The 25358-nt window shown below is 36.5% G+C and carries 26 protein-coding genes; 16 read left to right on the forward strand and 10 right to left on the reverse strand.

Annotated elements, in window-relative coordinates:
- Positions 1 to 91: 91 nt before the first annotated feature.
- A complete protein-coding gene (locus FLEMA_RS0165955) occupies positions 92 to 991 on the reverse strand; it encodes an oxidoreductase (RefSeq protein ID WP_026998069.1) in 900 nt (299 codons plus the stop codon).
- An 86-nt stretch (positions 992 to 1077) separates the two neighbouring features.
- Positions 1078 to 1206, reverse strand: coding sequence for a hypothetical protein (locus FLEMA_RS77310; RefSeq protein ID WP_262486539.1), 129 nt, complete (start codon positions 1204 to 1206; stop codon positions 1078 to 1080).
- Positions 1207 to 1235: 29 nt separating this feature from the next.
- Here FLEMA_RS77310 and FLEMA_RS0165960 point away from each other — a divergent pair, with 29 nt between their 5' ends.
- From FLEMA_RS0165960 to FLEMA_RS0165985, 6 genes are all read left to right on the forward strand, one after another.
- The gene (locus FLEMA_RS0165960; protein WP_026998070.1) at positions 1236 to 2057 is read left to right on the forward strand and encodes an SDR family NAD(P)-dependent oxidoreductase; all 822 of its coding nucleotides are present in this window, start codon (positions 1236 to 1238) and stop codon (positions 2055 to 2057) included.
- Positions 2058 to 2114: 57 nt separating this feature from the next.
- Positions 2115 to 2657 carry a carboxymuconolactone decarboxylase family protein gene (locus FLEMA_RS0165965; protein ID WP_026998071.1) on the forward strand — a complete coding sequence of 181 codons (543 nt, stop codon included), beginning with the start codon at positions 2115 to 2117 and terminating at the stop codon, positions 2655 to 2657.
- 302 nt (positions 2658 to 2959) lie between these two features.
- Positions 2960 to 3505 (forward strand): hypothetical protein, encoded by a 546-nt coding sequence (locus tag FLEMA_RS0165970; RefSeq protein WP_026998072.1) that lies wholly within the window; start codon positions 2960 to 2962, stop codon positions 3503 to 3505.
- Between the two features lie 138 nt (positions 3506 to 3643).
- Entirely contained in the window at positions 3644 to 4471 is an 828-nt protein-coding gene (locus FLEMA_RS0165975) for a fimbrial biogenesis chaperone (RefSeq protein WP_144080208.1), read from the forward strand.
- 22 nt (positions 4472 to 4493) lie between these two features.
- Positions 4494 to 5510: a hypothetical protein gene (locus tag FLEMA_RS0165980; RefSeq protein ID WP_026998074.1), complete on the forward strand. Its 1017-nt coding sequence runs from the start codon at positions 4494 to 4496 to the stop codon at positions 5508 to 5510.
- A 4-nt stretch (positions 5511 to 5514) separates the two neighbouring features.
- The gene (locus FLEMA_RS0165985; protein ID WP_026998075.1) at positions 5515 to 8280 is read left to right on the forward strand and encodes a hypothetical protein; all 2766 of its coding nucleotides are present in this window, start codon (positions 5515 to 5517) and stop codon (positions 8278 to 8280) included.
- Positions 8281 to 8507: 227 nt separating this feature from the next.
- Here the strand turns inward: FLEMA_RS0165985 and FLEMA_RS77020 are convergent, their stop codons facing one another.
- Positions 8508 to 8684: a hypothetical protein gene (locus tag FLEMA_RS77020; RefSeq protein WP_159102747.1), complete on the reverse strand. Its 177-nt coding sequence runs from the start codon at positions 8682 to 8684 to the stop codon at positions 8508 to 8510.
- 29 nt (positions 8685 to 8713) lie between these two features.
- Between FLEMA_RS77020 and FLEMA_RS0165990 the strand changes: the two genes are divergently transcribed.
- The 4 genes from FLEMA_RS0165990 to FLEMA_RS0166005 all read left to right on the forward strand — a co-directional run bounded on the left by FLEMA_RS0165990 (position 8714) and on the right by FLEMA_RS0166005 (position 12348).
- A complete protein-coding gene (locus tag FLEMA_RS0165990; RefSeq protein WP_026998076.1) occupies positions 8714 to 9538 on the forward strand; it encodes an oxidoreductase in 825 nt (274 codons plus the stop codon).
- Positions 9539 to 9769: 231 nt separating this feature from the next.
- Positions 9770 to 10501: a hypothetical protein gene (locus FLEMA_RS0165995; protein WP_052354451.1), complete on the forward strand. Its 732-nt coding sequence runs from the start codon at positions 9770 to 9772 to the stop codon at positions 10499 to 10501.
- A gap of 57 nt (positions 10502 to 10558) precedes the next feature.
- Positions 10559 to 11398 (forward strand): alpha/beta fold hydrolase, encoded by an 840-nt coding sequence (locus FLEMA_RS0166000; RefSeq protein ID WP_026998078.1) that lies wholly within the window; start codon positions 10559 to 10561, stop codon positions 11396 to 11398.
- A 53-nt stretch (positions 11399 to 11451) separates the two neighbouring features.
- Complete coding sequence (locus tag FLEMA_RS0166005; protein WP_026998079.1) at positions 11452 to 12348, forward strand: helix-turn-helix domain-containing protein; 897 nt, start codon at positions 11452 to 11454, stop codon at positions 12346 to 12348.
- A 5-nt stretch (positions 12349 to 12353) separates the two neighbouring features.
- Here the strand turns inward: FLEMA_RS0166005 and FLEMA_RS0166010 are convergent, their stop codons facing one another.
- A complete protein-coding gene (locus FLEMA_RS0166010; RefSeq protein ID WP_026998080.1) occupies positions 12354 to 12686 on the reverse strand; it encodes a winged helix-turn-helix transcriptional regulator in 333 nt (110 codons plus the stop codon).
- Positions 12687 to 12796: 110 nt separating this feature from the next.
- Here FLEMA_RS0166010 and FLEMA_RS0166015 point away from each other — a divergent pair, with 110 nt between their 5' ends.
- Together FLEMA_RS0166015 and FLEMA_RS0166020 are read left to right on the forward strand one after the other, a co-directional pair.
- Positions 12797 to 13600, forward strand: coding sequence for an enoyl-CoA hydratase/isomerase family protein (locus FLEMA_RS0166015; protein WP_026998081.1), 804 nt, complete (start codon positions 12797 to 12799; stop codon positions 13598 to 13600).
- A 335-nt stretch (positions 13601 to 13935) separates the two neighbouring features.
- Entirely contained in the window at positions 13936 to 14511 is a 576-nt protein-coding gene (locus FLEMA_RS0166020) for a Crp/Fnr family transcriptional regulator (protein ID WP_026998082.1), read from the forward strand.
- A 115-nt stretch (positions 14512 to 14626) separates the two neighbouring features.
- Here the strand turns inward: FLEMA_RS0166020 and FLEMA_RS0166025 are convergent, their stop codons facing one another.
- Positions 14627 to 15697: a phosphotransferase family protein gene (locus FLEMA_RS0166025; protein ID WP_026998083.1), complete on the reverse strand. Its 1071-nt coding sequence runs from the start codon at positions 15695 to 15697 to the stop codon at positions 14627 to 14629.
- A complete protein-coding gene (locus FLEMA_RS0166030; protein ID WP_026998084.1) occupies positions 15669 to 16910 on the reverse strand; it encodes an acyl-CoA dehydrogenase family protein in 1242 nt (413 codons plus the stop codon). Before FLEMA_RS0166030 ends, FLEMA_RS0166025 begins: the two co-directional genes overlap by 29 nt.
- A 779-nt stretch (positions 16911 to 17689) precedes the next feature.
- Between FLEMA_RS0166030 and FLEMA_RS75710 the strand changes: the two genes are divergently transcribed.
- Positions 17690 to 18019 carry a hypothetical protein gene (locus tag FLEMA_RS75710; protein ID WP_044175587.1) on the forward strand — a complete coding sequence of 110 codons (330 nt, stop codon included), beginning with the start codon at positions 17690 to 17692 and terminating at the stop codon, positions 18017 to 18019.
- Between the two features lie 193 nt (positions 18020 to 18212).
- Here the strand turns inward: FLEMA_RS75710 and FLEMA_RS0166040 are convergent, their stop codons facing one another.
- From FLEMA_RS0166040 to FLEMA_RS0166055, 4 genes are all read right to left on the reverse strand, one after another.
- Positions 18213 to 18908, reverse strand: a complete 696-nt coding sequence (locus tag FLEMA_RS0166040) for a recombinase family protein (RefSeq protein WP_026998085.1) — start codon at positions 18906 to 18908, stop codon at positions 18213 to 18215.
- A 134-nt stretch (positions 18909 to 19042) separates the two neighbouring features.
- A complete protein-coding gene (locus FLEMA_RS0166045; protein WP_026998086.1) occupies positions 19043 to 19456 on the reverse strand; it encodes a hypothetical protein in 414 nt (137 codons plus the stop codon).
- 172 nt (positions 19457 to 19628) lie between these two features.
- Complete coding sequence (locus FLEMA_RS0166050; RefSeq protein ID WP_026998087.1) at positions 19629 to 20048, reverse strand: organic hydroperoxide resistance protein; 420 nt, start codon at positions 20046 to 20048, stop codon at positions 19629 to 19631.
- A gap of 17 nt (positions 20049 to 20065) precedes the next feature.
- Positions 20066 to 20512: a MarR family winged helix-turn-helix transcriptional regulator gene (locus tag FLEMA_RS0166055; protein ID WP_026998088.1), complete on the reverse strand. Its 447-nt coding sequence runs from the start codon at positions 20510 to 20512 to the stop codon at positions 20066 to 20068.
- 147 nt (positions 20513 to 20659) lie between these two features.
- Between FLEMA_RS0166055 and FLEMA_RS0166060 the strand changes: the two genes are divergently transcribed.
- The 3 genes from FLEMA_RS0166060 to FLEMA_RS0166070 all read left to right on the forward strand — a co-directional run bounded on the left by FLEMA_RS0166060 (position 20660) and on the right by FLEMA_RS0166070 (position 25245).
- The gene (locus FLEMA_RS0166060; protein ID WP_044175589.1) at positions 20660 to 21673 is read left to right on the forward strand and encodes a bile acid:sodium symporter family protein; all 1014 of its coding nucleotides are present in this window, start codon (positions 20660 to 20662) and stop codon (positions 21671 to 21673) included.
- Positions 21674 to 22059: 386 nt separating this feature from the next.
- Positions 22060 to 24045 carry an alpha-L-arabinofuranosidase family protein gene (locus FLEMA_RS0166065; RefSeq protein ID WP_026998090.1) on the forward strand — a complete coding sequence of 662 codons (1986 nt, stop codon included), beginning with the start codon at positions 22060 to 22062 and terminating at the stop codon, positions 24043 to 24045.
- A 498-nt stretch (positions 24046 to 24543) separates the two neighbouring features.
- Positions 24544 to 25245 carry an NUDIX hydrolase gene (locus tag FLEMA_RS0166070; RefSeq protein ID WP_026998091.1) on the forward strand — a complete coding sequence of 234 codons (702 nt, stop codon included), beginning with the start codon at positions 24544 to 24546 and terminating at the stop codon, positions 25243 to 25245.
- Positions 25246 to 25358: the final 113 nt, after the last annotated feature.

Raw genomic sequence — 25358 nt, forward strand, 5'->3', positions numbered from 1 at the left:
TGTCTGTTTACAGTATCAATACAATTTTCACAAGCTTTGAGTTTACCATTAACGAGCGAATCAACTCGCCCGTTAATGGTAATACAAGAAATTATGCTTTTTCAATAATTCCTTTACTGCTCAAAAACTTTTTACCTTCTTCTGTTTCAAAGATATTTTCCGCTTCGTCGTGGTCGGTAGAGTTACTTACGGCAAGCCATTTTTCAAACTCAGCTTTTCTGTTTTCATCAGCACTTCTTAAAATAGCCGTTGCCTCGCTTCCCAATACCAAATGCACAGGTGGTTCTGGATGTGATGCCAGTTCAAACATTACTTTGGCAGCTTTGGCTGGGTCTCCCACAGGTACATATTTCCCTGATAAAATGTATCCTTTCATACCACCAACAGTACTTTCATAACCCTCTATATCTTCGGCAAAGCTCATGGATGCGCCTGCCCAGTCGGTACGAAAACCACCCGGTTCAATAGACGTTACTTTGATGCCCAGAGGTGCTACTTCTTTGCTTAGTGCTTCGGTAAAACCAGCCAAACCAAATTTAGCGGCTTGATACATGGTTAGCCCTGGGTTGCCAACACGCCCACCAATAGAACTAATTTGAAGGATGCGTCCAGAGCGTTGTTTACGCATAATAGGTAAAACAACACGAGTGATTTCGATAGGAGCGTATAAGTTTACTTCTAACTGACTACGAACTTGTTCATCAGTGAATGCCTCGGCTGCACCCGTGATACCAAATCCTGCATTATTGACCAATACGTCAATTTTACCAAAATGATTTACTGCTTCTGCAACGGCAGTGTCAATCTGGGTCTTGTTGCTTACATCCAGCGGAAGAGCCAATACTTGATTCGGGAATTGCACTACCAAATCATTTAGTTGTGAAACATTTCTTGCGGTGGCAACTACGTTATCACCGTTTGTTAGTGCTTCTAAAGCAAGGCTTTTGCCTAAACCTTTTGAGCTACCTGTAATAAACCAAACCTTTGTCATTTTTCTTGAATTTTGTTTCTGCAAAGTTCTCTCGAAAGTCTCGGGACTTCTTTGTTAGAAAGCTCAATGTAGCTTTGTTGAAAAGCTCAGATATCAGTTTTTTTTGTAGCACAAATCAACGGTTCTACCACAAACTTCCCTCTTTCGTATTTCTGTGCTATTCTTCCGCTGAAATGGGTTAGTCGTTCGGCAAGGGGCTGAAGTAACTTTGTCATATCAAAATAAACAAAAAATAAACGACATCATGAGCAAGACAATTTTCATTACAGGAGCATCAAGAGGATTTGGAAAACTTTGGACAGAAGCATTTTTGAAACGTGGCGACAAAGTAGCTGCAACTTCACGCAATATCAGCGGATTACAATATTTGGTAGAGCAATACGGAGAACAATTTTTACCGATTGCATTAGATATTACAGACAGAAACGCCAGCATCGAAGCAGTATATAAAGCTAAAACGCATTTCGGCGGACTCGATGTAGTCATTAACAATGCGGGCTATGGCGTATTTGGAGCAATCGAAGAAGTAGCAGAAGACGATGTGAAGGATGTTTTTAATACCAATGTCTTTGGTACTCTTTGGGTTACTCAGGCGGCTTTGCCCATTTTCAGAGAACAAGGACACGGACATATCATTCAGCTTTCAAGCGTATTAGGTATTTGGACATTGCCAACTTTGGGTATTTATAACGCCACAAAATTTGCGGTAGAAGGCTTAACAGAATCTTTGGCAAGTGAAGTAAAAGGTTTGGGTATTCATGTAACCTTGATAGAACCAAACGGCTATGCAACTGACTTTGGTGGAAGTTCGGCAGTTCAGAGTAAGGCTATCGAAGCTTATAATGAAGTAAAAGCAGGATTAGCGACTACCGAAGGCTTATTACCAGAAGATTACGGCAAACCAGAAGCCACAGTTCCTGCTATTTTAAAATTAATTGACAGCCAAAATCCTCCATTACGCCTTTTCCTAGGAAAAGTAGGTTATCAGAAAACCCAAAGAGTGTATGCCGAGAAACTTCAAACTTGGAAAGAGTGGAATGATGTTTCGGTAGAAGCTCACGGGTAAGTATTTATCAAAGATTACACTTCATCATCACAGTCAAAATTTTTAAATTAAACTAATATGAAAACGATTCAAGTTCCTGCTAATGAGGCATTAAGTACCTTATCTCAATCAATTTTAGCACAGGTACAGAAAAAAATGGGCAAAGTTCCCAATTTATACGCCACCATCGGGTATTCGGGTCAAGCCCTTAAAGGAATGCTTGATTTTGAAGCTACACTTTCTCAGGATTCCTCTTTTACGGGAAAAGAAAAAGAAGCTATCAACCTGATAGTTTCGCAAGTGAACAATTGTGATTACTGTTTGTCAGCACATACGATGTTGGCTCAGTTGAAAGGTTTTAGCAAAGAAGATACCCTTGCCATTAGAAAAGGTACAGTAAGCGACTCAAAACTAAGTGCTATTATTTCTTTAGCAGCATCTATTGCCAACAACAAAGGAAACGCCAGTGAAGAAGCTTTGGAGCAATTTTTTGAGGTAGGTTACGACGAAAAAGCCCTTATTGAGCTTATCGGATTAATCACTTTAAGAACATTTACTAATTATGTATATGCCAATACGAAAATTCCTGTAGACTTTCCTGCGATTGAATCAATTGCATAGTGATACTTTGCTTTAGTATTAGCCTTCATTTCCTACTGTATTATCAGTTTGAGAATGAAGGCTAATAGGTTTTTGACAATTTAGATTCAAGCATTAGATATTTATAGATTTTTGAGTTTAGCGATACCTGATTTGAGTATTTTTTTATTAAATGAGACTTTACCAAGAAATTGAACCTATTATTTTTGATTATAGGGCTAAAAAAAATATCTATACAAAACTTGTAAAGCATTGATAAATGCAATAACTTGGCCGTCGTATATTACACATCGAACTAGTTGAAAACTTATTAAATTAAAAGTATGAAAAAACTATTTATTACAGCGGCCTTAGCATTAGGCCTATTCACAACAAACCAATCTTCAGCTCAGTCTACAGCTACCAGTACATTTAACGTTGTCTTAGAAGATGTAATGTCATTGAGAATCAATGGTAGTACTACAACCAATGTTACTTATAATGACATAGATGCTTATGTAAGAGGTAAAGATGGTACACTTACTGATTATCTGACAGTAATAAGTACAAAGGCTTACAAAGTAACCGTTAAATTAGGAACTGTTTCGACTAATCCGTCAGAACTAGAAGAGCACTTAATAGTTTTAGCTGCTATTCCAAGTAATAATTCTAGAGGTAGAACAGATAACGTGACAGATAGGTCAGGTACATCTATTGATGGTACAGAAAGAAATTTTATCTTGGCTAGTGGAAGTACCTTCAGTAGCATGGAACAAAGTGCAGAAGCACTATTCGATATTGATTATCACCTTTATGGAGGTAGTAAGGTGTTTGATAAAACAGCAGGTACGAATATTATTCCTGTTGTATTTACGATTGCAGCACCTTAATTCATTATCGCTATAAATTTTAAATACTCTTTATACAAGTAATCAATCAGCAGTACTCAGTAGAAAGTTATTTCTATTGAGTACTGTTGATATTTTAGGGGTAATCTTATTATAAAGTATTGTTGAGATTACCTTGTTATGACAGTTTCTATGAAAATCAGAAAATACATTTTTACAGTTGTTGTAATTCTGCTGTTATCCAATATCCCGCTTTTTGCCCAAGATGGTATCATGGTTGGCCCTAGCAGAATATACTATAAAGTTGGGGTTGGGGGCACAGGTACGCAAAAAGTAACGGTAACTAATCCAAGTGATAAAGCCATGGATGTTGGTATTGCTATCAACGATTGGGCTTATAATGCTAATGGTGATAATCTTAGCTTTAATCCGGGTACACAACCAACTACTTGTGCAGATTGGATTCAGATTTTGCCAGGGGCTTTTTTTACTTTACAAGCAAAAGAAAAAAAAGAAGTCAGCATTATGCTCAATGTGCCAAAAAATGTCAATAATGATATTCCTGTTCATACGGCGATGCTGTATTTTACCCAATTGACCCCTGTCGATAGCAAAACTCCTAGTGGTACAATGATGAAAGTAAGTATGCGTATAGGCATAAAATTGTATCATTCATTTAGTCAACAAGAAGAACGAGACATTGATATTACCGATTTTAAGGATGTGGCAGACAGCACCAAAGCCAGTGCTGGTCGTTTGGAATTAGCTTTTCAAAATAAAAGTAAAGTTTGGGTGGAAGGTAAAGTAAATTGGGAGTTACTGAATACACAAACAGGCGAAAAACAAAAGCTTGAAGATTTAAACTTTTATTCGTTGCCAGGCGACAACCGTATCTTAAAACAACCCTTACCCGCAAAACTAGCCAAAGGGAAATATATGGCTACAGCCATCGTCAACTACGGGAATAAAGATGAATTGAAAATAGCCGAACTTGAATTTGTAAGATAGCGAGCGGTAAAACCAGTAACCAATGTATAGATTATTGTATTGCACCTTGCTCGTGATATTGCTTTGTGCGAAGGGATTGTTCTGTTATAGTCAAACTGTAAATAACTGTGATGGTATTACCATTTCTGGGAATACCGGTGCTATTTATAGTTTTAGTGACTACGAAAGCCAAATGACAGGTGCAACGATTACAGATGCCCTAGCTGTACAATATAATCCTAATTCAAGCACTTGTAGTGGTTGGAGTCTGCGAGTACGAGCTACAGATAATTTTACTAATGGAGCTAATTTTGTGGCACCTCAGTATATTTCGTTGCGTTTCAATCGGGTGAGTCAGGGTTCGCCAACTGCCTCAGAAATAGGCGTTAGCAATACCGATTATTCGCTAAATACAAGCGACGTAACACTCATCGGTAATTCAAACGCAGCTTTCAGCGATTATACAGAACATAAATTTGATATGGTTATTCAAGGTGGAAACCATTTACTCGTTCCTAGTGGCACTTATACCAGTAGCCTTATTTTTACGCTGTATAACCAAAATAATCAGGCCGTCTCAACAGTCACAATACCAGTTGCATTTCAGGTTCAAATCACAACAAATAATAGCTTTACGATGTTATTGCAAAATGGTGCAGAAATGGTCAATATGGTATTCAATACTGTAAATGATTATAGTTCAGAGAAATCGGTCAATATTGCCAACGGTTTGAAAGTGCTGGCTTCTGCCCCCTATCAGGTGATTGTAAAAACCAGTACGGATGTTCTTACCTCTAGTACATCTTCGGCTACAATTCCTGTTAATACGATAAGTATAGAAGCGACTCAAAGTACAGCCACAAGTGCAGGTATTTCGGTTTATACTAGGCAGTTATCTGTCAACGAACAAGTACTTATCAATACAACAAACCCTTTAGATTCCAGTCAGCAAATGGTTGAATATAACCTGCGATATGCTATATCAGCCAATACAACTACCCTTATGCAACCCAGCGGAAGGTACAGTGTAAATATTATTTTTGTAGTTCTGCCTCAATAATAAAATGAGTAAATATATCAAGATACTAGCATTACTCATTTTGGGATGTTCTGTTGCTCATGCTCAGCAAGGAAAATTGTTTGGACTAACCACAGCCAATACAAAAATACTTGCCAACAATGAAGAACGGATTGTAATACTATTAAAACTGAGTAACTATTCAGAAGGTACTTTGAACGGACGCATTGCTATTACTGCCGATGCTGGATTGACGCTTATTTCTAAAAATGATATGCGTGTCAATGTTGCAAAACATGATAGTAGCTTTATTTCTGTCTCTTTTTTTGTAACCAAGAAAGCCAAAGCAGGTGTAGCAAATGCCATCAAATTTGTACTGTATGATGAACACAAAAATATACTTGCTGAAGCAGTTTCTGAAGTCAGTATTTCGCCCAAACGCAATGTAAACCTATATACGGTAGTCTCCAGTATTTTGCTAGATAACCCTCGTGATACCATTATCATTCCCGTACAGGTTTTCAACTCGGGCAATACCGTACAAACCATTACTTTGGTATGTGCTTATCCGCTAAGTGTTGATGAGCAAGGCTTTCATCAAAACACAAAGCTGACCCTGCAACCATCAGCCGATACTACTTTTGTTTTTTCAAAGCTTATCACCAAACGTATGCTCAATATTGAAGGCTTTGATATTAATATTACGGGTGTCTATTCAAATGGCGATGTATTGGGCGGGGCTCAGATACAAGTACAAAATGCCAGAAGTAACAGAAATTATCGTGATGAATTAAGTAGCAGTGCCTTTGTAGACAATACTTTACAGGTAGGCTCACAAAATTTATTCAATAACAATCAGTCATATTTAGTAAGAGGTCATGGTGGTTTTGAACTGGGAAAAGACCGCCTGAATTATAGTTTAAACCTTACCAGTTGGCAAAATAGTACTTCTCCAATCTTGATTCAAAACACTTGGCTAGAGTACATCAATAAGCAAAGAGGAATAAAAGTTGGCAATATTTTTCGTTCACTCGACCTTAATTTAACGGGTCGGGGCATAACAGGTTTCCTGAGTACTTCCAAAACGGATACTTGGGAGGTTGGATTTATCGATAAAGAAAATAACTTATTGGGTCGTCAAAACAATCAAATAAATATCGAAAGTAGTCGAGCTGCTTGGATTGCCTACAAGCATCAAGACAAGCAATGGCGAATCAATCATTTTTTTGTATTAGATTATGACCGAATACAGGGCGTTCAGAATCAGCTTTTGGGAAATGAAATGCAGTACACCAACAGTAGAAAAGTGGTTTATACCTTTGGCCTCAATGGTGGACGAGTATCGTCTTTGCTCAACAATGAAATAGAGAAGTATGGAGTGTCGGTGAGTGCAAAAGTAAATGGAACTTTTGGAAAAGTAAACCTTAGTAGCTCTAATTACATGAGTACAGGCTACTACCCTGGTCAGCAAAGAGGAGCTTTGAATATGACTGAACGAGTGAGCTGGTCATTACCCAAAGCAAATATCTGGTGGCTTTTTAATTATCGGAACTTTGCTCCAAAACAAGTTTCGCCAGACCAATTTGTGTTTGCCACAAGGAATTTAAGAGCAGAGTGGGGAGTATCCTTAAAAAGTAAAAAAGTAGCCATTTCGGTTGCACCTGTGTTTACCCACGAAAAGGGTAATCCATTGTACTCTTTGACTGGTGAAGCGAGGCAACAATTGCTCAACGCATGGAATGCCCTGTTTAATTTTTCACTTCCTTCTGCGAAAGACGAAAGTTTTTTCATGAATTCGGAGATGGGAGCATATTCATTCAGTAACGACTCCACCACAAATCTACATTTACGAACAAATCTATATTATAGAAAAGGGCTTTTAAATTTGAATGGTTCTGTCCAGTTGGGTGCTTTTTACTTGAGTGAAATCCCCAATAGTGTTATGGGTTCAAACAGTCAGAGCAATATTTTCAATTTTGCTTCTTTTATTCAGAAAAATTGGTTTTCCCAAAAACTAAAAACAAATACAGGAGTATCGTTTACCTATCATTCTAACTTTGGGTTCAGCCAATTTTTGACAGAAAGAATGGAATATGTGGCTGGCGATAAGACAAGTATTTATACCAACCTCAATTGGAATCAATATAACAATCGCCAAAGAAGTATCATAGAGCTTGGGCTTATTCATCATTTTCCCATAATTAAAGCCAATGTTAAAAGTAACCTGCTAGAAGTATTTGTCTATAAAGACCTAAATCAAGATGGAATCTATAGCAAAACAGATTCTATCGCCAGAGGTTTTATGGTGAATATTGAGAAAAAAATATTTACTACTGACAAATCAGGAAAGGTAAGCTATAAAAATTTACCAGACGGTACAATGGCTATTTCTGTACCTTTTCAGCAAGGATGGCACGCTCCCGAACAAAATATTATTCTTCAGAAAAAAACAAAAATAGCCATTCCTTTGCAGATAACAGGCACACTGAAAGGGCAGCTTAGTTATAGCCGTAGTCAGTTTAGTTACGAAACAGAAATAGATTTGTTTGGTATTGTTATGTTGGCAGTAGATAAAACGGGGAAGATATTTCGTACCCGAACAACCTCTGACGGTCGCTATACGTTTTATATGCCTGTGGGCGAATACAAAATTAGTATTGATACATCAATGTTGCCGTCTGAACTTGAAGTGCCAGAGAATGCGAAAGAAGTAAAAATTATTGATGGAAAAATTATGACAACCGATTTTATTATAAAAGTAAAGCAAAGGAAGGTAGAAGTGAAGAAGTTTACATCGCCTTCTAATAAATAGTTGAAGTACCGTTGCTTATATAGAATAGTAAAAGTTGATGTTTTATTCTATATGATTAATACCTTTTTGAACCTGTATCAACTATTGTTGATACAGGTTCTTATATAAAAAAGGTTACTATACGTATTAATCCAGAAAAGTCTATCATAATTTAAAGCAAGGATTTTTGATAAACCCAACTTTTGTCATTTTTCTTAAATTTTGTTTCTGCAAAATTCTCCCGAAGGTCACGGGACTTCTTTGTTAGAAAGCTCAATGTAGGTTTGTTGAAAAGCTGAGGCAGCAGTTTTTTTTGTAGCACAAATCAACGATTCTACCACAAATCTCCCTCTTTCGTATTTCTGTGCTATTCTTCCGCTGAAATGGGTTAGTCGTTCGCCAAGGGGGCTGATTAACTTTGTCATATCAAAATAAACAAAAAACGAACGACATCATGAGCAAGACAATTTTTATCACAGGGGCATCAAGAGGATTTGGAAAACTTTGGGCAGAAGCATTTTTGAAACGTGGCGATAAAGTAGCCGCAACAGCCCGCAACATCGCTGCTTTAGACGACCTTGTAAGTACCTATGGCGATAATATTTTACCCGTACAATTAGATGTAAACAACCGTCAAGAAGTAACCAATGCTGTGAGTCAAGTAGTTAGCCATTTTGGAGGCATTGATATTTTAATTAACAATGCTGGTTATGGTTTATTCGGTACAGTAGAAGAAACGACCGAGCAACAAGCCAGAGACCAAATGGAAACTAATTTCTTTGGACTTTTGTGGGTGACACAAGCAGTTTTGCCCATTATGCGTCAACAAAAAAGTGGACATATTATTCAAGTATCCAGCTTTTTGGGACTTACGACTTTGCCAATGTTGGGATTGTACAATGCTTCAAAATTTGCCGTAGAAGGACTTAGCGAGACCATTGCTTCGGAAGTAGCTCATTTAGGAATCAAATTTACACTCATTGAACCAAACGGTTTTGCCACAGAATGGGCAGGAGCTTCGGCTATTCAAACTACCGACAGTATCGAAGATTATGCACCAGTACGTGCAGCCTTTGCAGCCTCTGGCGAAAATCCAGCCACTTGGGGAAAACCAGCAGCTACCGTAGAAGCCATTTTGAAAGTAGTCAACAGCGAAAATCCACCACAAAGATTACTACTGGGCAAAATCGCTTACCATGTTGTGAATCAAGTATATAAAAATCGCCTTGAAGAAATTGAAGCTTGGAAAGAGGTAAGTATTGCTGCACATGGACATTAATCTATTTATCATCCTAATAAATAATTCCATGTAGTGGCAACCCTTGCGGTTGCCAGATAAATCAAACGCGATACTTCCTTCTTGGCTTTGATTTTACCTTGCGGTTGCCAGATAAATCAAACGGAATACTTCCTTCTTGGCTTTGATTTTGCCATGCGGTTGCCACTTAGAGTGAATAAAACGAAAGAATCATCTTATTATATAACCTTATTCTCAAATCAAATAACTCAGATGAAAAACGCACAAGAATTACTCAATAAAGCTTTGAAAGCACACAGCGGAACAGCAGACGCTACTTTGTACCAATCTGTAAATTTACACGCCAATATTGGCGGAGCTATTTGGGCTATCAAAGGACACGAAAATGCGATGGCTGATGTAAAATTCAAAGGTTCATTAGGGGAACAACAAAGTACTTGGGAAAATCTATTTCAAAAAGGCTATACTTCAAGTTTTACGCCCGATAAAGTAGCATTGTTTGATGAAAACGGCAAATTGATTGAAGAACTCATCAATCCTCGTGAGTCTTTCAAAGGACATGGTGTAGAAACTCCTTGGACAAAAGCTCAATTGGCTTATTTTTCAAGCTACGCTACTTGGAATTACGCAACAACGCCTTTCAACTTTTTGATACCTGGCGTTCAATTAAACGAATTAGATGCTTGGGAAGAAAATGGCGAGACGTTCAGAAGATTAGAAGTAATTTATCCTGATGGTTTTGCTACCCATAGCAAACGTCAAGTTTTTTACTTCAATGCCGAGGGCTTATTAAAGCGTCACGATTATTGGCCAGAAGTATTGGGTGGTTCGTCGGCTACGCAGATTATTGAAGGTTACCAATCGTTTTCAGGCTTTCAAATCGGAACAAAAAGAAAAATCTATATTCTGAATGATGCCGATAATACTTATTTCTTAGACCCTGTTTTGGTATCAATTGATATTCAGGATGTAAGTTTTGAATAAACTCTTTTTAAATATTTTCCTTCCCTCAATAATTTTTAACATAAAAAATGTATTCCAATGGAATCTTTAGCATTAACCGCAGCAACTCAATTTGCCACAATTGATGGTAAAAAAAGAGCATACCGTCAGTTTGGTACTGGTGAACACCTTGTTTTAGTGAACAGATTTAGAGGTGTTTTAGACACTTGGGACCCACTTTTTTTAGACGGATTAGCGTCTCAAAATACAGTTACGATTTTCGACTATTCGGGTATTGGTCTTTCGGAAGGCGAACTTCCTTTAAATACCATTGATGTAGCCAAAGAAATCATCCAACTCCTTGATTATTTGGGCATTCAACAGTTTAATGTATTGGGTTGGTCGTATGGAGGTTTGGTTACTCAAAGTCTTATGTTTCAGTATCCCGACCGAGTGTTGAAAACGGTTTTGGTGGGTACAAACCCTCCAGGCAATACTGAAATTCCAATTCAGCCTATCTTTTTTGAAAAAGCCTTGAAGCCTACCAACGATTTAGAAGACGAATATGTATTATTCTTTGAACCATCTTCTGAAAAAAGCAAACAATTGGCTCAGGCTTCGCACGAACGTATTGCCCAACGTTTAGACCGTAGTCTTATACCTGCCACTCAGGAGATTCTACAACGATACTTTGCGGGTTCGATAGCTTTTAGAGAAGACAAGCTCAATTTAAGAGAACGTTATAAAACTCTACAAACACCAGTCTTTGTGGTTTCGGGTGATAATGATATAAGTTTTGCCGTTGAAAACTGGTTTCCGTTATTGAAAAATGCACCTACCATCCAGCATCTTATTTTGCACGAAACTGGACATGGCCCTCAGCATCAATATCCAACGTTGGTGAGTGCTTATATTAATCTATTCCTCCAAAAAGCTTAAAGGAAAGTATTTCGTATAAATGAATGCGTTAGAAATTTTCTTTCAAAAATACCATGAAACATTACAAAACCCTTAGCGAATTGCATCGTAGCAATGGCTGGGCAATGCCCGAACACCCGCTTTTCAGTGTAGTTGGTTGCCAGTCGAATTGTCCATTGGGCGACCGAGAGTTTACAAGTGATTGTTATATGATTGGTTTTAAAAAGATAAAATCGGGTGTAATACTGTATGGTCGTACTCCTTACGACCATACCAATGGCTCAATGATATTTGTAAAACCACGACAAATAATCGAAATGAAAAACCTGCAATTTGAAGAAAAAGGGTTTATGTTATTGGTTCATGAGGATTATTTGAATGGACATGAATTGCATCAAAGTATTGAGAAATACGGTTATTTCGACTATGAAACAAACGAAGCTTTGCATCTTTCGCCCAAAGAAGAAGCGATTATGTGGGAACTTCACGACAAAATAAAAGGCGAATATCTCAATAATACCGACGAGTACAGTCGTGAGATTATTTTGAGTCATGTAGCGTCGGTACTCATGTATGCTCAACGGTATTACAAGAGGCAGTTTATCAATAGAGCAGAGGTAACGGGCAAAACTGCCACGAAGTTTACAGATTTATTAAAAACATATTTCAAAAGTGGAGAATTGCAAGAAAATGGGCTACCATCCGTCAACAAACTGGCGGAGCAACTGTATCTTTCTCCACGCTATTTAAGTGATTTACTGAAACAAGAAACGGGCAAAACCGCCATGGAGTTAATTCATATTTCGCTTATTTCAGAAGCTAAAAATCTTTTACAAGTTGCAGAGCAAGGCGTTGCCGAAATAGCTTATGAATTGGGTTTTGAAAGTCCATCTTATTTTACCAGATTATTCAAAAAGCAGACAGGAATGACGCCTGTTGAATTTAGGAAAATGAGTTTTAATCTCAATTAATTTAACTATGCGGTTGGTAAAGAGAGGTATTGGTTACCCCATTCTCGCATTTCGATAAGTACGTTTTTTAAGGCTTTTCCCTTCTCTGTCAACGAGTACTCAACTCGTGGGGGAACTTCAGCATAGACTTTTCTAATGACAAGACCATTGTCTTCTAATTGCTTGAGTTCTTTCACGAGCATACGGGTATTAATGCCCTCAATACTTCTTTCCAACTCTTTAAAACGTTTGGTTTCGTATATCAGGGCAAAAATAATAGGCAAAGTCCACTTACCACCGATGACATCAGCAGTTCTGGTAATAGGACATTCAATATAATTACATTTTTTTTCAGACATAAGTAAATGATTATCAATAATAGTTTACTTTTTGTTATTACTTCACATGTTAGTAACTACTTGCAAAAATAAAGCAATGCGTTCTACTTTGCAAGAAAAAACGTAATACCATGATTTTAACAACACAAAAAGTAAGCGATAGTTACTGGAAAGTAATTATAGACAATTCGCCAATCAATCTTTTTGGCCCTGAAATGTCAGAAGAATTGATTGTACTGATGGATGAATTTGAAGCAGCTGAAAACCTAAAAGTCGTAGTTTTTGAAAGTGCCAATCCTGACTTTTTTATTGCTCATTTAGACGTGTTAAAAGCAACGGGCTTCCCAAAAGGTGCTGGAAAAACAGGACTTTCAAAATCTTGGCCAGATATTGCCAAACGCTTTGAACAAGCTCCTTTTGTCAGTATTGCCTCTATCAGAGGACGAGCCAGAGGTTTAGGAAGTGAATTTGCCCAAGCAATGGATATGCGATTTGCGAGTAAAGAAAAAGCGATTTTTGGTCAGCCAGAAATTGGCTTTAGTATCTTCCCAGGTGGTGGCGGAATGGAACGATTACATTTACTGACTGGCAAAGCAAAAGCATTAGAAATTATTTTGAGTGGAAGTGATTTCGATGCCGAAACTGCCGCCGCTTATGGCTGGGTAAACCGTGCTATTGCCGACGACGAATTAGATGCTTTTGTAGAAAATTTGGCTCAACGCATTTCATCTTTTGATAAAAAAGTAATTGCAGAAATCAAATCAATCATCAATGAAAGAGCGGTAAATCCTAAAAATGAACAGATTATGGATACCCAAACTCGCTTTTTTGAAGCCTTGGCACAACCAGAAGCGGCTATTAGAATGAAAAACCTATTTGCTAAGGGGTTGCAACAGAATAGCGATGCTGAACTTAATTTAGGGAAGTATCTGTAAGTCAAAATATTGCTAGAAGGATTCATATTCCCAGAATTAGCTATTTTACTTTTAATTTAGCTATTGTTCAACGCATCTCATCGTTACTGTACGAAAGAAAGGCTGAGCAATAGCTAAAACGCTGTCTTAGTATTCCATTTCTATTCTTTTTGTCTTTATACCTCTCAAAATCCTGAATGGCTTGTTTATAAAATATTTATACCCTAAACCAATCCAAAATTCTTATAAGTAACTCTGGTGAATATGGCCAGTTAGATATGTTTGTCAAAATGGTTATACTTGGTAGTTGTGTCTGCTACTATTTTGTTAATTTTAACAAAATAAAAAACAAACCCATGTCAGAATTAGGGAAACATATCGCTCAACATACTGCTATTTCAACAGATGATATTGAAAAAATAGTTACGTACTTTAAACCTCAATTCTTTGATAAAAAAGCTTGCTTACTTAAAGAAAATCAACTTTGTAAGTCTTTATATTTTGTCAATAAAGGATGCTTACGACTATTTTTTTGTGATGAAAAAGGGAATGAGCAAACCATACAATTTGCTCTTGAAGGCTGGTGGATAACCGACCTTACGGCATTTCATAGTGAGAAATTGGCAGAATTCAGTATTCAAGCTATTGAGGCTACCGAAATAATGGAGATTGATAGAAATAGCTTGGAGGAATTGCTAAAAGAGTTTCCGCAGATGGAACGCTATTTTAATAAAATCTATCAAAGAGCTTATGCCGCTTCTTTGTTGAGGGTGAAATATGTGTTTACTTTGTCAAAAGAAGCTTTCTATCAGATGTTTAGTACTAAATATCCTAAATTTATTCAACGTATTCCACAAAAAATCTTGGCTTCTTTTTTGGGCTTCACACCTGAATATTTGAGTGAATTAAGGAAAAAAAGTATGAAAAAATAATACCAATATGTGAGTATCAGGGTAGTTACCATAACATATTGCTAGGGATATACCTTTTGGGTTAAAAAAGATATGAAGGGCATCCAAGCATATAAAACCTCCTTGGATGCCCTTTTTATATTTTGGTAATAATTCTTTTACAACGCCAATTCAGATAATTGACCAGTAGCCAAAAGTTCTTATAGGCTGGATTGGTGGTTTGTCGGTGATAGTAACGGAAATAGATTTGTTGTAATATCACAATAAGCCTAAATAAGCCATATACTTCGTAAAAAGTAAAGCTAGGCAATGAAATACCCATTTTGTTACAATAATAAGCTACAACTTCTTTTCGAGTAAGCATCCCTTTTAGGTGAGTAGGTTGTCGCCTCACCATTTTAAACATAAAATCATCATTAGCTTCTACCCAATACGCCAAAGAATTACCCAAGTCCATAAGTGGGTCGCCAATGGTGGCCATTTCCCAGTCTAAAACCCCAATAACTTCCAATGGGTTATCGGGTGAAAGTACAACATTATCAAACCTAAAATCATTATGAATAAAACACGAACGTTCTTCGCTTGGCTGATTACGTTGTAACCAGTCCATAATATATTGACATGAAGGTACATTCCATGTTTTTACTTTTTTATAACGTTCGGTCCAGCCTGTTATTTGTCGCTGGCAATAGCCCTGCCCCTTTCCAAAAGTACTCAAAGGTGTTTTTTCAATAGGAATTTGATGTAATTGCACCATTTTATCCAATACATTTAGGCATAAATGTCTGGTTTCTTGGTTGTTGAGTGTCATTTCTTTGGGTAAATTAGCTCTAGGGATAATGCCAACGAGTTTTTCCATAACATAAAACTCGCGTCCTATCAACGACGTATCGTCGCAATAGGCAATCATTTGAGGCACATATTGGTAAAAAGGTTTAAGTGCTTGCATAATTTTGTACTCACGTGCCATATCATGAGCACCCTTAGCCTTTGTACCTTTGGGGGGACATCTTAATATATATTGTTGTTGGCCAAAACTTATCTGATAAGTTAAGTTAGAAGCCCCACCACTAAACTGTTCTATGGTCATATTTCCAGTTAAGTTTGGAAGATATTGCTCTATAAAAATACGTATCTTATCATTGTCCAGACGATCTTCATCCCGAACAGTCCGTGGTTTATCTACCAAGTGTTTGTATTCCATCATTGACATAGTTGCTATATTTTTTTACCTCCATTTTAGCTACAACACCTCTATGAACTTCGTCGGGGCCATCGGCCAGCCTTAGGGTTCGAGCATAAGCGTATAAGCCTGCCAGAGGGGTGTCGTTACTAAGCCCCATCCCCCCGTGTATTTGCATGGCTTGGTCTATGATTCTGCAAGCAATTGTTGGCACAATCACTTTGATTTGAGAAACCTCGCTCATAGCACCTTTTACCCCTGCGGTGTCTAACAAAAAAGCCGTTTTCATAACTAGCAAGCGAGCCATTTCTAGGTCGATACGAGCATTGGCAATAATGTCGGCATTGCCTCCCAGTTTTACCAATGGCCTACCAAAAGCCACACGTGTCAATGAACGCTCAATGAGTAACTGTAATGCTCGTTCAGATGCCCCTAATGCTCTCATACAATGATGAATTCGCCCAGGGCCTAATCTACCTTGAGCTATTTCAAAACCACGCCCTAAGCCCGCAATAATATGTGTTTTGGGTACACGTACATTGGTAAAACTTACCTCGCCATGCCCATAGGGAGCATCGTAAGTACCAAAAACAGGCAACATTCGCTTAATTTCTACACCTTGTGTAGCTAAAGGTACTATTACCATAGTATGTTGTAAATACTTACTGGCATTGGCATCGGACAATCCCATAAATATGGCTACTTTGCAATTTGGGTGTCCAATACCAGTACTCCACCATTTTGTACCGTTTAGGATAACCTCATCGTTGTCTTCAACAATTGTAGCCTGCATATTGGTAGCATCACTTGAGGCCACTGCTGGTTCGGTCATACAGAATACCGAGCGAATAGAACCTTCTAATAAAGGGTGAAGCCAAGTTTCTTTTTGCCAATCCGAGCCATATTTCCATAAAACCTCCATATTGCCTGTATCGGGGGCATTACAATTAAATATTTCGGGGGCAATCAAGGAATGACCCATTTGTTCGGCCAAAGGGGCGTACTCAGTATTCGACAATCCGCTGATTTCGGGGAGGAATAGATTCCAAAGTCCAGCATCCTTTGCTTTTGCTTTTAGCACTTCTATTTGCTGATTCACTTGCCATAATTTCCAGTTGGGTTGCTGTAGCTCATGCGTGTTCATTATTTCCTCTTCCAGAGGAAATATATAGTCATTCATGAAGATTTGGACTTGCTTAATCAATTGAGCAGTTTTTGGAGAATGGTTAAAATTCATAGAAAACGGTTAGGGTTTATTGAAGAAGTAATTTGTTTTACTATGATACAATAGTAAAAAATACCGTATAATAATCCTATTATTTCACAGTTTATCTATAAAATAATTCTTATTCCCAAAAATAGTAATGATTGTTGAAATAGCAGAAAAAAAACTGACACTATAAATATTATAGTGCCAGTAACTACACCCAATTTTCTATAAAAACTATGATAATGCTATATTAAAGAGTATCAAGTTCTATTAGCTAAAGCTGCTAAATAAGAATATATACTCAATATTAAATATCAAAAACAAACTACAATTTCCTAAAAGTAATATATTACCGCTAAAATCACAACTAAATTAGGAGAGTATTCAAATTATTCCTATCAAGTTTGATATTTTTTTTATGCAATCGTTCTCGGTAATATTACAAATAGTACAAAACAAATTTTTTATTTAATCAATTTTAGATATAGATATTTTTTGTTTTTTTGACACAAAACACCCTACCACAAATTGCAGTAGGGTGTTTCTTAAAACTTTTAGCAAAATTTATTATGAATAATTGTGATTATCTCTTAGTATAGCTTTCAACTATGAAATAATTTCTGAAAGGTTATGGTTACAAATTTCGCTTTTCCATGTATGTACTGTATAATACTATTTTATCAAATTATTGTACTTTATCTACCTTTTTTAGACCATTATAAAAATTCACACTTCAGCAAAGGCAGTATTTCTTTTTTGTACATAAATTTTATAAATTGCTATTACGATTTAAGGTACAAAACAACATGAAATATTCACTTTTTAAAGAAAATCCTATTTGGTATTTAGACATTTATGCCGAATCTATTCTTGAAAAAGGTAGAATTCGGCTAAAACCTCTTGATGGCCAAAGTGCAGATAGCTCACTCAGGATAGAGTGTAGTCGAAAGCTGCGGAAAAAGTATGGTGTTGGTACAGTTTTTAAGCTGGATGTACGCTTGGTAAAACCTCAAAATAAAAAACCTTATTTGATTTGTCGTAATAGAAAGGAGTTGAGAAGAGCATTAGAATATTTTGAACGAAATCGACAAATTCAAATACAGTATTTGACATCGTCACAGCTATCACTTTTCTAAGTTAACTGTCTGATTATAAGACAATAAAGCAGTTTTATTGTTTTTTGATCATTAATTTTATATCAATATTTGTTCATCCTTACTCATGATAGTAGAGGTAAGGATGAACAAAATCCAAGCCATCGAGAATCGAATATTTGGGTGTTTGTCTGCAATATTAATCAAATACGGTATTCTAAAGCTGTTCAAATAGCTACGAAATCGGAAATCTTCGCCTTTCAATTAGCCTTTTTACAGTAGTTGGATGAAATAGCCGACCTTTCGAGGTTCGGAATCCTTTTGAATTTAGCTCATCTGCAATCTGTTGAAGCGTATGTAACTCACGGTCAAAACGTTCAATTAAGGCAGATGCTAAACGATTGTTTAAATTTTTCAATGCTTTTTGTCTTGTTGATGAAGCTCCCACGGCTCTAGTTTCGTTTGTGAAGTTTTCAGGTTTTCCTAATTTTGCACCCCGATTCTTTTTGGCTTGCAAAGCGGCTTTGGTCCTGATACTAATTAATTCTCGTTCTCTTTGTGCTAACCCAGCAAATACCGCCAATGTAAAAGTGTCTAATACACCATTTTGAGTTGGAATGTCACAGCTAATAAATTTACCTTTTACCTTTTCCAGAATATCAAAAGTATCTTTTACGTCTCTGCTTAAACGATCAAGCTTGGCTACAATCAAGTAATAATGCTTTTGGTCTAGGCAACTGGCAATCGCTTTGCTAAGCATTGGGCGGTTATCAATATCTTTTCCTGATTCGGCTTCAATAAATTCATGAACCACTTCTACATTATCAACTTTGGCATAATGATAAATGATTGCTCGCTGTGCCTCAAGTCCTAAACCTGAACGCTCTTGCCCTTTTGTTGAAACACGCAAATACGCAATATACTTCTTCATGATTGGGTTAATAGATTTTTTACAAGGCTAAAATGCTCGTTACTGCCTTGTAAAAATAGCAGAAATTTTCATAAAATAATGATATTCCACAAAAAAAGCCCTCATCAAGAGGGCTTCTATACAAATACGGTATTTTATTTTCGGAATAGCTCTATTTTTTTCCCCGCCAATAGTCTGTCTACATAGAGCTGAGGGTTTATAAAAAAATCTTTATGTACATTCCCATGTTGATCGCTTACCAGTTCTACGGGCAATACAAAGTCTTGGTAGATAAAATACATATAATGCGACAAACGAAAGGTTTGGTTTTTTTGTAAAATAGAATTTACTTCGGCACTCAAAGCAAATTGTGTAATATGAAAAAGCTCTACTTTGGTATCGGCTAATTTAAAAACACAAGTGCCTGCATCAATTGCCTGTACAATATATTTTAGTTCATCGTCGGTTACAGGTATAAAATTCCCCTCGGCATCCCTCATATTTTTGAGGTATAAGGATACCCTATCTATTTCTTGTAAGTGTGGCTTTCTTCTACCAATAATTTTCATCGAACACGGGTTTACTTCCTTTTTACGAAATTATTAAAATGTTCTGGCAAGTTCAATGAAACAAGGTATTATAAACAAAGTATTTATGGTATTTTAATAATCTAAAAATACAAAAGGTACTTTTGGGTTGTTTCTCAACAATAAAAAGCACCTTTTTACAAAAACCAATGTATTATGCTACAACTTCCAACTTTACATCAATATTACCACGTGTAGCATTTGAATATGGACAAACCTCGTGGGCTTTTGCTACTAAGGCTTCTGCTACGCTTTGTTCTACACCTGGCACATAAACTTTTAGGCTAACAGATAAACCAAACCCTCCAGCATCGTTTTTACCAATACCAACTTGTGCTGTCACAGTGGTAGTGCCTGTAGTTACTTTTTGCATTTTAATAACCAAATTCAAGGCACTATCAAAACACGCAGCATAACCAGCCGCAAATAGTTGTTCGGGATTAGTGAATGCACCGCCTGTTCCACCTAATTCTTTGGGCATTCTTACTTCTAAATCCAAGACGTTGTCAGATGATTTTACTTGGCCATTACGACCACCTGTGGCAGTAGCTTCTGCCTGATATAATGTGTTCATATTATTGTTTTTTAAAACTATGCTTGAGATTCGTTCAATAAAGCTGTTGTATTAGCCAATAGCTGATCTAACTGTGTTTTAAGAGATACGGCTTCTGGTTCGGTTAGTGCCATGCACGAAATCATGGTTTCTGGAATTCTTTCGGCTTGCTGCCTAAGAGCCTTACCCTCCGAAGTCAAAGCAATCAGAACAACTCTTTCATCTAACTTATTTCGATTACGAGTTATTAAACCGCTTTGTTCTAATCGTTTCAATAATGGGGTTAGTGTACCACTGTCTAATAGTAATTTTTCACCTAAAAACTTTACTGCTACTTCTTCGTGCTCCCATAGCACCATCATTACCAAATACTGAGGATAGGTCAAGCCTATTTTTTCCAATAATGGCCTATATAAAGCTGTTAGCTGCCTAGAGATGGCATAAAAAGGAAAGCAAAGCTGTTGTTCTAGTTTTAGATAAGTCATGGTTACCTGTTTTTTGATTTGACAAAATTATATTGTACACAATTTAATTGCAAGAAATAGTTAATTTATTTTCAAAATCAATCATTCTTTTTATATAGGCTCAATGATTACCTTTGTAGGAGTCATGGTATATCAACAAATCGTATTATGTTAAAAAAAAACTTAGCGTTACTCGCCCAATATGGAATTGATGGATTTATTTTATGTCTTGTCTTAGCCATTGTCTTAGCATATATGCAGCCTGTTTTAGGAGCATCTACAATATCAGTGCCGCTTCACTACGCCACTACTTATGGGGTAAGCCTTACTTTTTTGTTGTACGGTTTACGACTAAGTATGCAACAACTCAAAGAAGGAGTACGTAATTGGAAGCTTCATTTATTGATTCAGGCCACTACTTTTATCTTCTTTCCGTTGCTAATCTTGGCTATAAAGCCATTTTTTGCTGGTACTATCAATCAAGAACTTTGGTTAGCGATTTTTTATTTGGCAGCCCTACCCTCTACAGTATCGTCGTCGGTAGTGATGGTCTCTTTGGCTGGCGGTAATATTGTGGCCGCAATCTTCAATGCTACTCTTTCAAGTTTACTTGGCATAATTATTACACCACTCTGGATGTCGTTGTTCCTTGAATCAACCAATGGTGATTTTGACTTACAAGAAGTATTTCTCAAATTAATTTTACAAGTAATTGTTCCTGTAACAATAGGCGTTTTCTTACATAGATTTTGGGGAGCGTGGGCTCAAAAGAATAAGAATTATCTTAAATTACTAGACCAAACCGTGATTATCCTTATTGTATATCAATCATTTTGTGAATCTTTCTACCAACGTATTTTTGAAACCTTGCCACTTGCTTCTATATTTCTTTTGGCTGTAAGCATGATTGTACTTTTTCAAGCTATTTATCAGCTTATTAAGTGGGTAGCCCAATGGATGCAATTTAGCGAGCCAGAGATTTCGACGGCTATATTTTGTGGTTCAAAGAAATCGTTGGTGCATGGTACTGTTATGAGTAAGGTTTTGTTTCCAGCCAATACCGCTGTGGGAATTTACCTTTTGCCACTGATGATTTATCATGCTGGGCAATTGATTGGAGCAAGTTATTTGGCACGCAAAAGAAGAATTCGTTTAGAAGAAGAATCAAAAAAACATCCATAAATTACTATGAAGCTAGTGATTTGACAATTATCAGGAAGCTGTTTAAACTTTGAAAAGTCTGTTAGGTCAAATTTTCGTCAAAATTTGACCTAACAGACTCCAATTTCAAAATGCTTTTTAATGATATTATAGATAGCTTCTTTGAAAAATACTAATCCGTTTATTATCATTAATAGTACACAGCTATGAAAAGTAGTACTGAGATCGTTCAGAAATAAATCAATAATTCTAAAATTTTTCCTATGATTTATTGTATTAATTAACTATTTGTCTTAAAATTGTGTCAAAATAACACATATTTAATTTAAACTACAGTCAATGTAGAACAGATTCTTGGCAATCAAAAATAAATATGTCCCCTCTGTGAAATAAAATTATTACAAAAAATGAATCGTATAATAAAAACCGTTAGTTTATTTTTAGCCACAACTTTATTGGCCGAAGCGCAAGCCCCGAGTCCAATTAAAGTGAATGTAGCCCAGCCAGTTTCCGAAATTCAGCCTACAATGTGGGGCGTATTTTTTGAGGATATTAATATGGGTGCCGATGGTGGTTTATATGCCGAGCTAATAAAAAACCGCTCATTTGAGTTTTCTAAGCCACTAATGGGATGGAAAATAGAAAGGAAGAAATTTAACGAAGGTGATATTTTAGTTCAAAATCGTCAAGACAATAATATTACTAATCCTCGCTATATTACTGCAAAAGTACAAAATGCAGTTAAAGGCGACCTTGGTCTGGTCAACGAAGGTTTTAAGGGTATGGGTATCAAAAATAACCTACGATATGACTTTTCAGTGATGTATCGCCAAGCAAATACAGGTGTAAAAATCCATGCTGAATTACTTGATGCTAAAAACCAAGTAATTGGCGAGGGTATTTTAGAACCTAACCAAACAGATAATCAGTGGCACAAGCAAGCGATTAGTTTTTATGCAAAAGCTACAGAAGCCAAAGGAAGATTCAGAATTTGGATAGAAGGTTCTGGTCAGATTGACCTTGATATTATCTCGCTTTTTCCAGAAGATACTTGGAAAAAACGCCCTGGAGGTATGCGTGCCGATATGGTACAACGATTGGCTGATTTAAAACCGGGGTTTATTCGTTTTCCAGGAGGATGTATTGTTGAAGGTTTTAACCTAGAAAACCGCTACCAATGGAAAAAAACACTTGGCCCTATCGAAGACCGCCAGTTGATTATTAACCGCTGGAACGTTGAGTTTGCTCACCGCCCATCGCCAGACTATTTTCAAACTTTTGGATTAGGGTTCTTTGAATATTTTCAATTAGCCGAAGACATTGGAGCAGAAGCCCTCCCAATTCTTAACTGTGGTATGGCTTGTCAGTTCAATACAGCCGAAGTAGTGCCTTTGAGTCAATTAGACCCATATATTCAAGATGCTCTTGATTTGATTGAATTTGCAAACGGAGATACCAATTCTAAATGGGGAAAAGTACGTGCTGAAATGGGACATCCAGCTCCTTTTAATTTGAAACTATTGGGCGTAGGTAACGAAAACTGGGGCCCTCAGTATATAGAACGCTTGCAATTATTTACAAAAGCTATCAAAGCCAAATACCCTAATATTCGTCTAGTTAATAGCTCAGGAACAGACCCTAATGGCGAGAGATTTGATTATTTGAATAACGAATTGCGTACAATGAAAGCCGATATTATCGACGAGCATTACTACAGAACACCCGATTGGTTCTTGAAAAATGCTAGCCGTTACGATTCTTATGACAGAAATGGCTCGAAGGTTTTTGCTGGTGAATATGCTGCACAAAGCGACAAAACCGTAAGCATTGACAATCAAAATAACTGGAAATGTGCATTGGCAGAAGCTGCCTTTATGACTGGGCTAGAGCGTAATGCGGCTGTAGTTCAAATGGCTTCGTATGCCCCATTATTTGCTCATGCAGAAGGCTGGCAATGGACTCCCGATTTGATTTGGGTAGATAACTTAACTACTTATGGTACACCAAATTACTATGTACAAAAGCTCTATTCTACCAACAAAGGAACACACGTTTTGTCGATGTTACAAAATAATCAGGCTTTAGCTGGACAAGATGACTTGTATGCTTCGGCGAGTTTTGATAAAGCAACGAATGAAATTATTTTGAAAATTGCCAATACATCAATCAATGCCCAAACACGTGATATTCAATTGGATGGTGTTAAGAAAATTGAGGCAAAAGCTAAATGGACTATCTTGAAAAATGATAACTTAGGTGCTGTTAATACTTTTGAAAATGCCACCAATGTAAGTCCTATTGAACAAAGCCTTGATGTAAATACAAAAGCTAAAAAATTGAATTTTACGGCTGCTCCAAACTCATTTTCGGTAGTAAGAATTAAAGTACTATAGTAAGAGCTTAGTACTACGAGTTTGTTAATAATTGTTGTAAGAGAGTAATTGGTTAAAATACCAATTACTCTCTTGATTTTTACACGAAAAAATTGGATAGCATTTCCCTAAATGGCATTGAAATACACCCACTTATAACACCTTACTGCTTTCTTGACAAGTACTTTATAGCTCGATTTTTATACCAAAATCCTGACTTAGAAGACTATCTTTGAAAATTTTCTAATTTTTCCTATTAATTTTTGTATTAATCAAATATTTGTCTTAAAATTGTGTCACAATAACACGTTTTGAGAAATCTAAGTGATTTGTATTTCATAAATAGTACAATAGTGGGGGAATTTTTAATTCCCCATCACTCCATACAATAGCAGTTTTTTTCAGATAATTGCTTATATTTATCGAAATAAAATATATCATTTGCCGTATGCTTTGAGCAGTAAGAGTACTTACCTTAACTATTATATAAGCATATAGCCTATAAAAAGACTGAATTGAATGTTAGCAAAGTATAATCACAATACACGTATATTAGTCGCTCTTGACTGTATTGTTTTTGGTTTCGATGGCGAAGAGTTGAAGTTATTATTAATCAAAAGGAATTTTCAGCCACAGCTTGGCAAATGGTCGCTGATGGGTGGTTTTTTAAATGAAGATGAAGACTTAGAAGTAGCAGCCAACCGTATTTTGTACGATTTGACGGGCTTAAAAGATATTTATTTTGAAGAAATCAAAACATTTGGTAAAATAGACCGTGACCCTGTAGAAAGAACCGTTTCCGTATGTTTTTTTGCTTTGATTAATATTCACGCTCATAGTCAGGATGCTGCTAAAGCTCAAAACGCTTTTTGGATTAACCTCAAAAATAGACCAGATTTGATTTTTGACCACGGCGAAATGGTTGATTTGGCTTTAGAAAGACTTCGCTACAGAGCTGCATTGCACCCGATTGGATTTGAGCTTTTGCCCGAAAAATTTACGATTCCTCAATTACAAAAATTGTACGAGGCTATCTATGATACGCCACTCGATAGACGTAATTTTAGTCGTAAAATTTTATCAACCAAGTTATTGTTAGATACAGGTGAAAAAAACGAAAATTCGGCCACAAAAAAAGCTATTTTGTACCGCTTAGACCAAGAGAAATACCAAAAACAATTTAATGCCTTCCATTATTTTGTTTCTGATATAAAATTTTAGTGATAATTTCTAAAAAATAGTCATTCGTTGGGAAGTTTGACTTTTTTTTAACTAATCAATTGTGTCAACATAACGCATTTAATCAATATCAAGGAATAATTAGATGACAGTAT

The sequence above is a fragment of the Flectobacillus major DSM 103 genome (assembly GCF_000427405.1).
GTDB lineage: Bacteria > Bacteroidota > Bacteroidia > Cytophagales > Spirosomataceae > Flectobacillus > Flectobacillus major.

Bases quoted from the DNA above. Each gene is read 5' to 3' on its own strand.
- FLEMA_RS0165955 (WP_026998069.1), bottom strand. From the start codon at position 991: ATGACAAAGGTTTGGTTTATTACAGGTAGCTCAAAAGGTTTAGGCAAA.
- FLEMA_RS77310 (WP_262486539.1), bottom strand. From the start codon at position 1,206: ATGACAAAGTTACTTCAGCCCCTTGCCGAACGACTAACCCATTTCAGC.
- FLEMA_RS0165960 (WP_026998070.1), top strand. From the start codon at position 1,236: ATGAGCAAGACAATTTTCATTACAGGAGCATCAAGAGGATTTGGAAAA.
- FLEMA_RS0165965 (WP_026998071.1), top strand. From the start codon at position 2,115: ATGAAAACGATTCAAGTTCCTGCTAATGAGGCATTAAGTACCTTATCT.
- FLEMA_RS0165970 (WP_026998072.1), top strand. From the start codon at position 2,960: ATGAAAAAACTATTTATTACAGCGGCCTTAGCATTAGGCCTATTCACA.
- FLEMA_RS0165975 (WP_144080208.1), top strand. From the start codon at position 3,644: ATGACAGTTTCTATGAAAATCAGAAAATACATTTTTACAGTTGTTGTA.
- FLEMA_RS0165980 (WP_026998074.1), top strand. From the start codon at position 4,494: ATGTATAGATTATTGTATTGCACCTTGCTCGTGATATTGCTTTGTGCG.
- FLEMA_RS0165985 (WP_026998075.1), top strand. From the start codon at position 5,515: ATGAGTAAATATATCAAGATACTAGCATTACTCATTTTGGGATGTTCT.
- FLEMA_RS77020 (WP_159102747.1), bottom strand. From the start codon at position 8,684: ATGACAAAGTTAATCAGCCCCCTTGGCGAACGACTAACCCATTTCAGC.
- FLEMA_RS0165990 (WP_026998076.1), top strand. From the start codon at position 8,714: ATGAGCAAGACAATTTTTATCACAGGGGCATCAAGAGGATTTGGAAAA.
- FLEMA_RS0165995 (WP_052354451.1), top strand. From the start codon at position 9,770: ATGAAAAACGCACAAGAATTACTCAATAAAGCTTTGAAAGCACACAGC.
- FLEMA_RS0166000 (WP_026998078.1), top strand. From the start codon at position 10,559: ATGGAATCTTTAGCATTAACCGCAGCAACTCAATTTGCCACAATTGAT.
- FLEMA_RS0166005 (WP_026998079.1), top strand. From the start codon at position 11,452: ATGAAACATTACAAAACCCTTAGCGAATTGCATCGTAGCAATGGCTGG.
- FLEMA_RS0166010 (WP_026998080.1), bottom strand. From the start codon at position 12,686: ATGTCTGAAAAAAAATGTAATTATATTGAATGTCCTATTACCAGAACT.
- FLEMA_RS0166015 (WP_026998081.1), top strand. From the start codon at position 12,797: ATGATTTTAACAACACAAAAAGTAAGCGATAGTTACTGGAAAGTAATT.
- FLEMA_RS0166020 (WP_026998082.1), top strand. From the start codon at position 13,936: ATGTCAGAATTAGGGAAACATATCGCTCAACATACTGCTATTTCAACA.
- FLEMA_RS0166025 (WP_026998083.1), bottom strand. From the start codon at position 15,697: ATGATGGAATACAAACACTTGGTAGATAAACCACGGACTGTTCGGGAT.
- FLEMA_RS0166030 (WP_026998084.1), bottom strand. From the start codon at position 16,910: ATGAATTTTAACCATTCTCCAAAAACTGCTCAATTGATTAAGCAAGTC.
- FLEMA_RS75710 (WP_044175587.1), top strand. From the start codon at position 17,690: ATGAAATATTCACTTTTTAAAGAAAATCCTATTTGGTATTTAGACATT.
- FLEMA_RS0166040 (WP_026998085.1), bottom strand. From the start codon at position 18,908: ATGAAGAAGTATATTGCGTATTTGCGTGTTTCAACAAAAGGGCAAGAG.
- FLEMA_RS0166045 (WP_026998086.1), bottom strand. From the start codon at position 19,456: ATGAAAATTATTGGTAGAAGAAAGCCACACTTACAAGAAATAGATAGG.
- FLEMA_RS0166050 (WP_026998087.1), bottom strand. From the start codon at position 20,048: ATGAACACATTATATCAGGCAGAAGCTACTGCCACAGGTGGTCGTAAT.
- FLEMA_RS0166055 (WP_026998088.1), bottom strand. From the start codon at position 20,512: ATGACTTATCTAAAACTAGAACAACAGCTTTGCTTTCCTTTTTATGCC.
- FLEMA_RS0166060 (WP_044175589.1), top strand. From the start codon at position 20,660: ATGTTAAAAAAAAACTTAGCGTTACTCGCCCAATATGGAATTGATGGA.
- FLEMA_RS0166065 (WP_026998090.1), top strand. From the start codon at position 22,060: ATGAATCGTATAATAAAAACCGTTAGTTTATTTTTAGCCACAACTTTA.
- FLEMA_RS0166070 (WP_026998091.1), top strand. From the start codon at position 24,544: ATGTTAGCAAAGTATAATCACAATACACGTATATTAGTCGCTCTTGAC.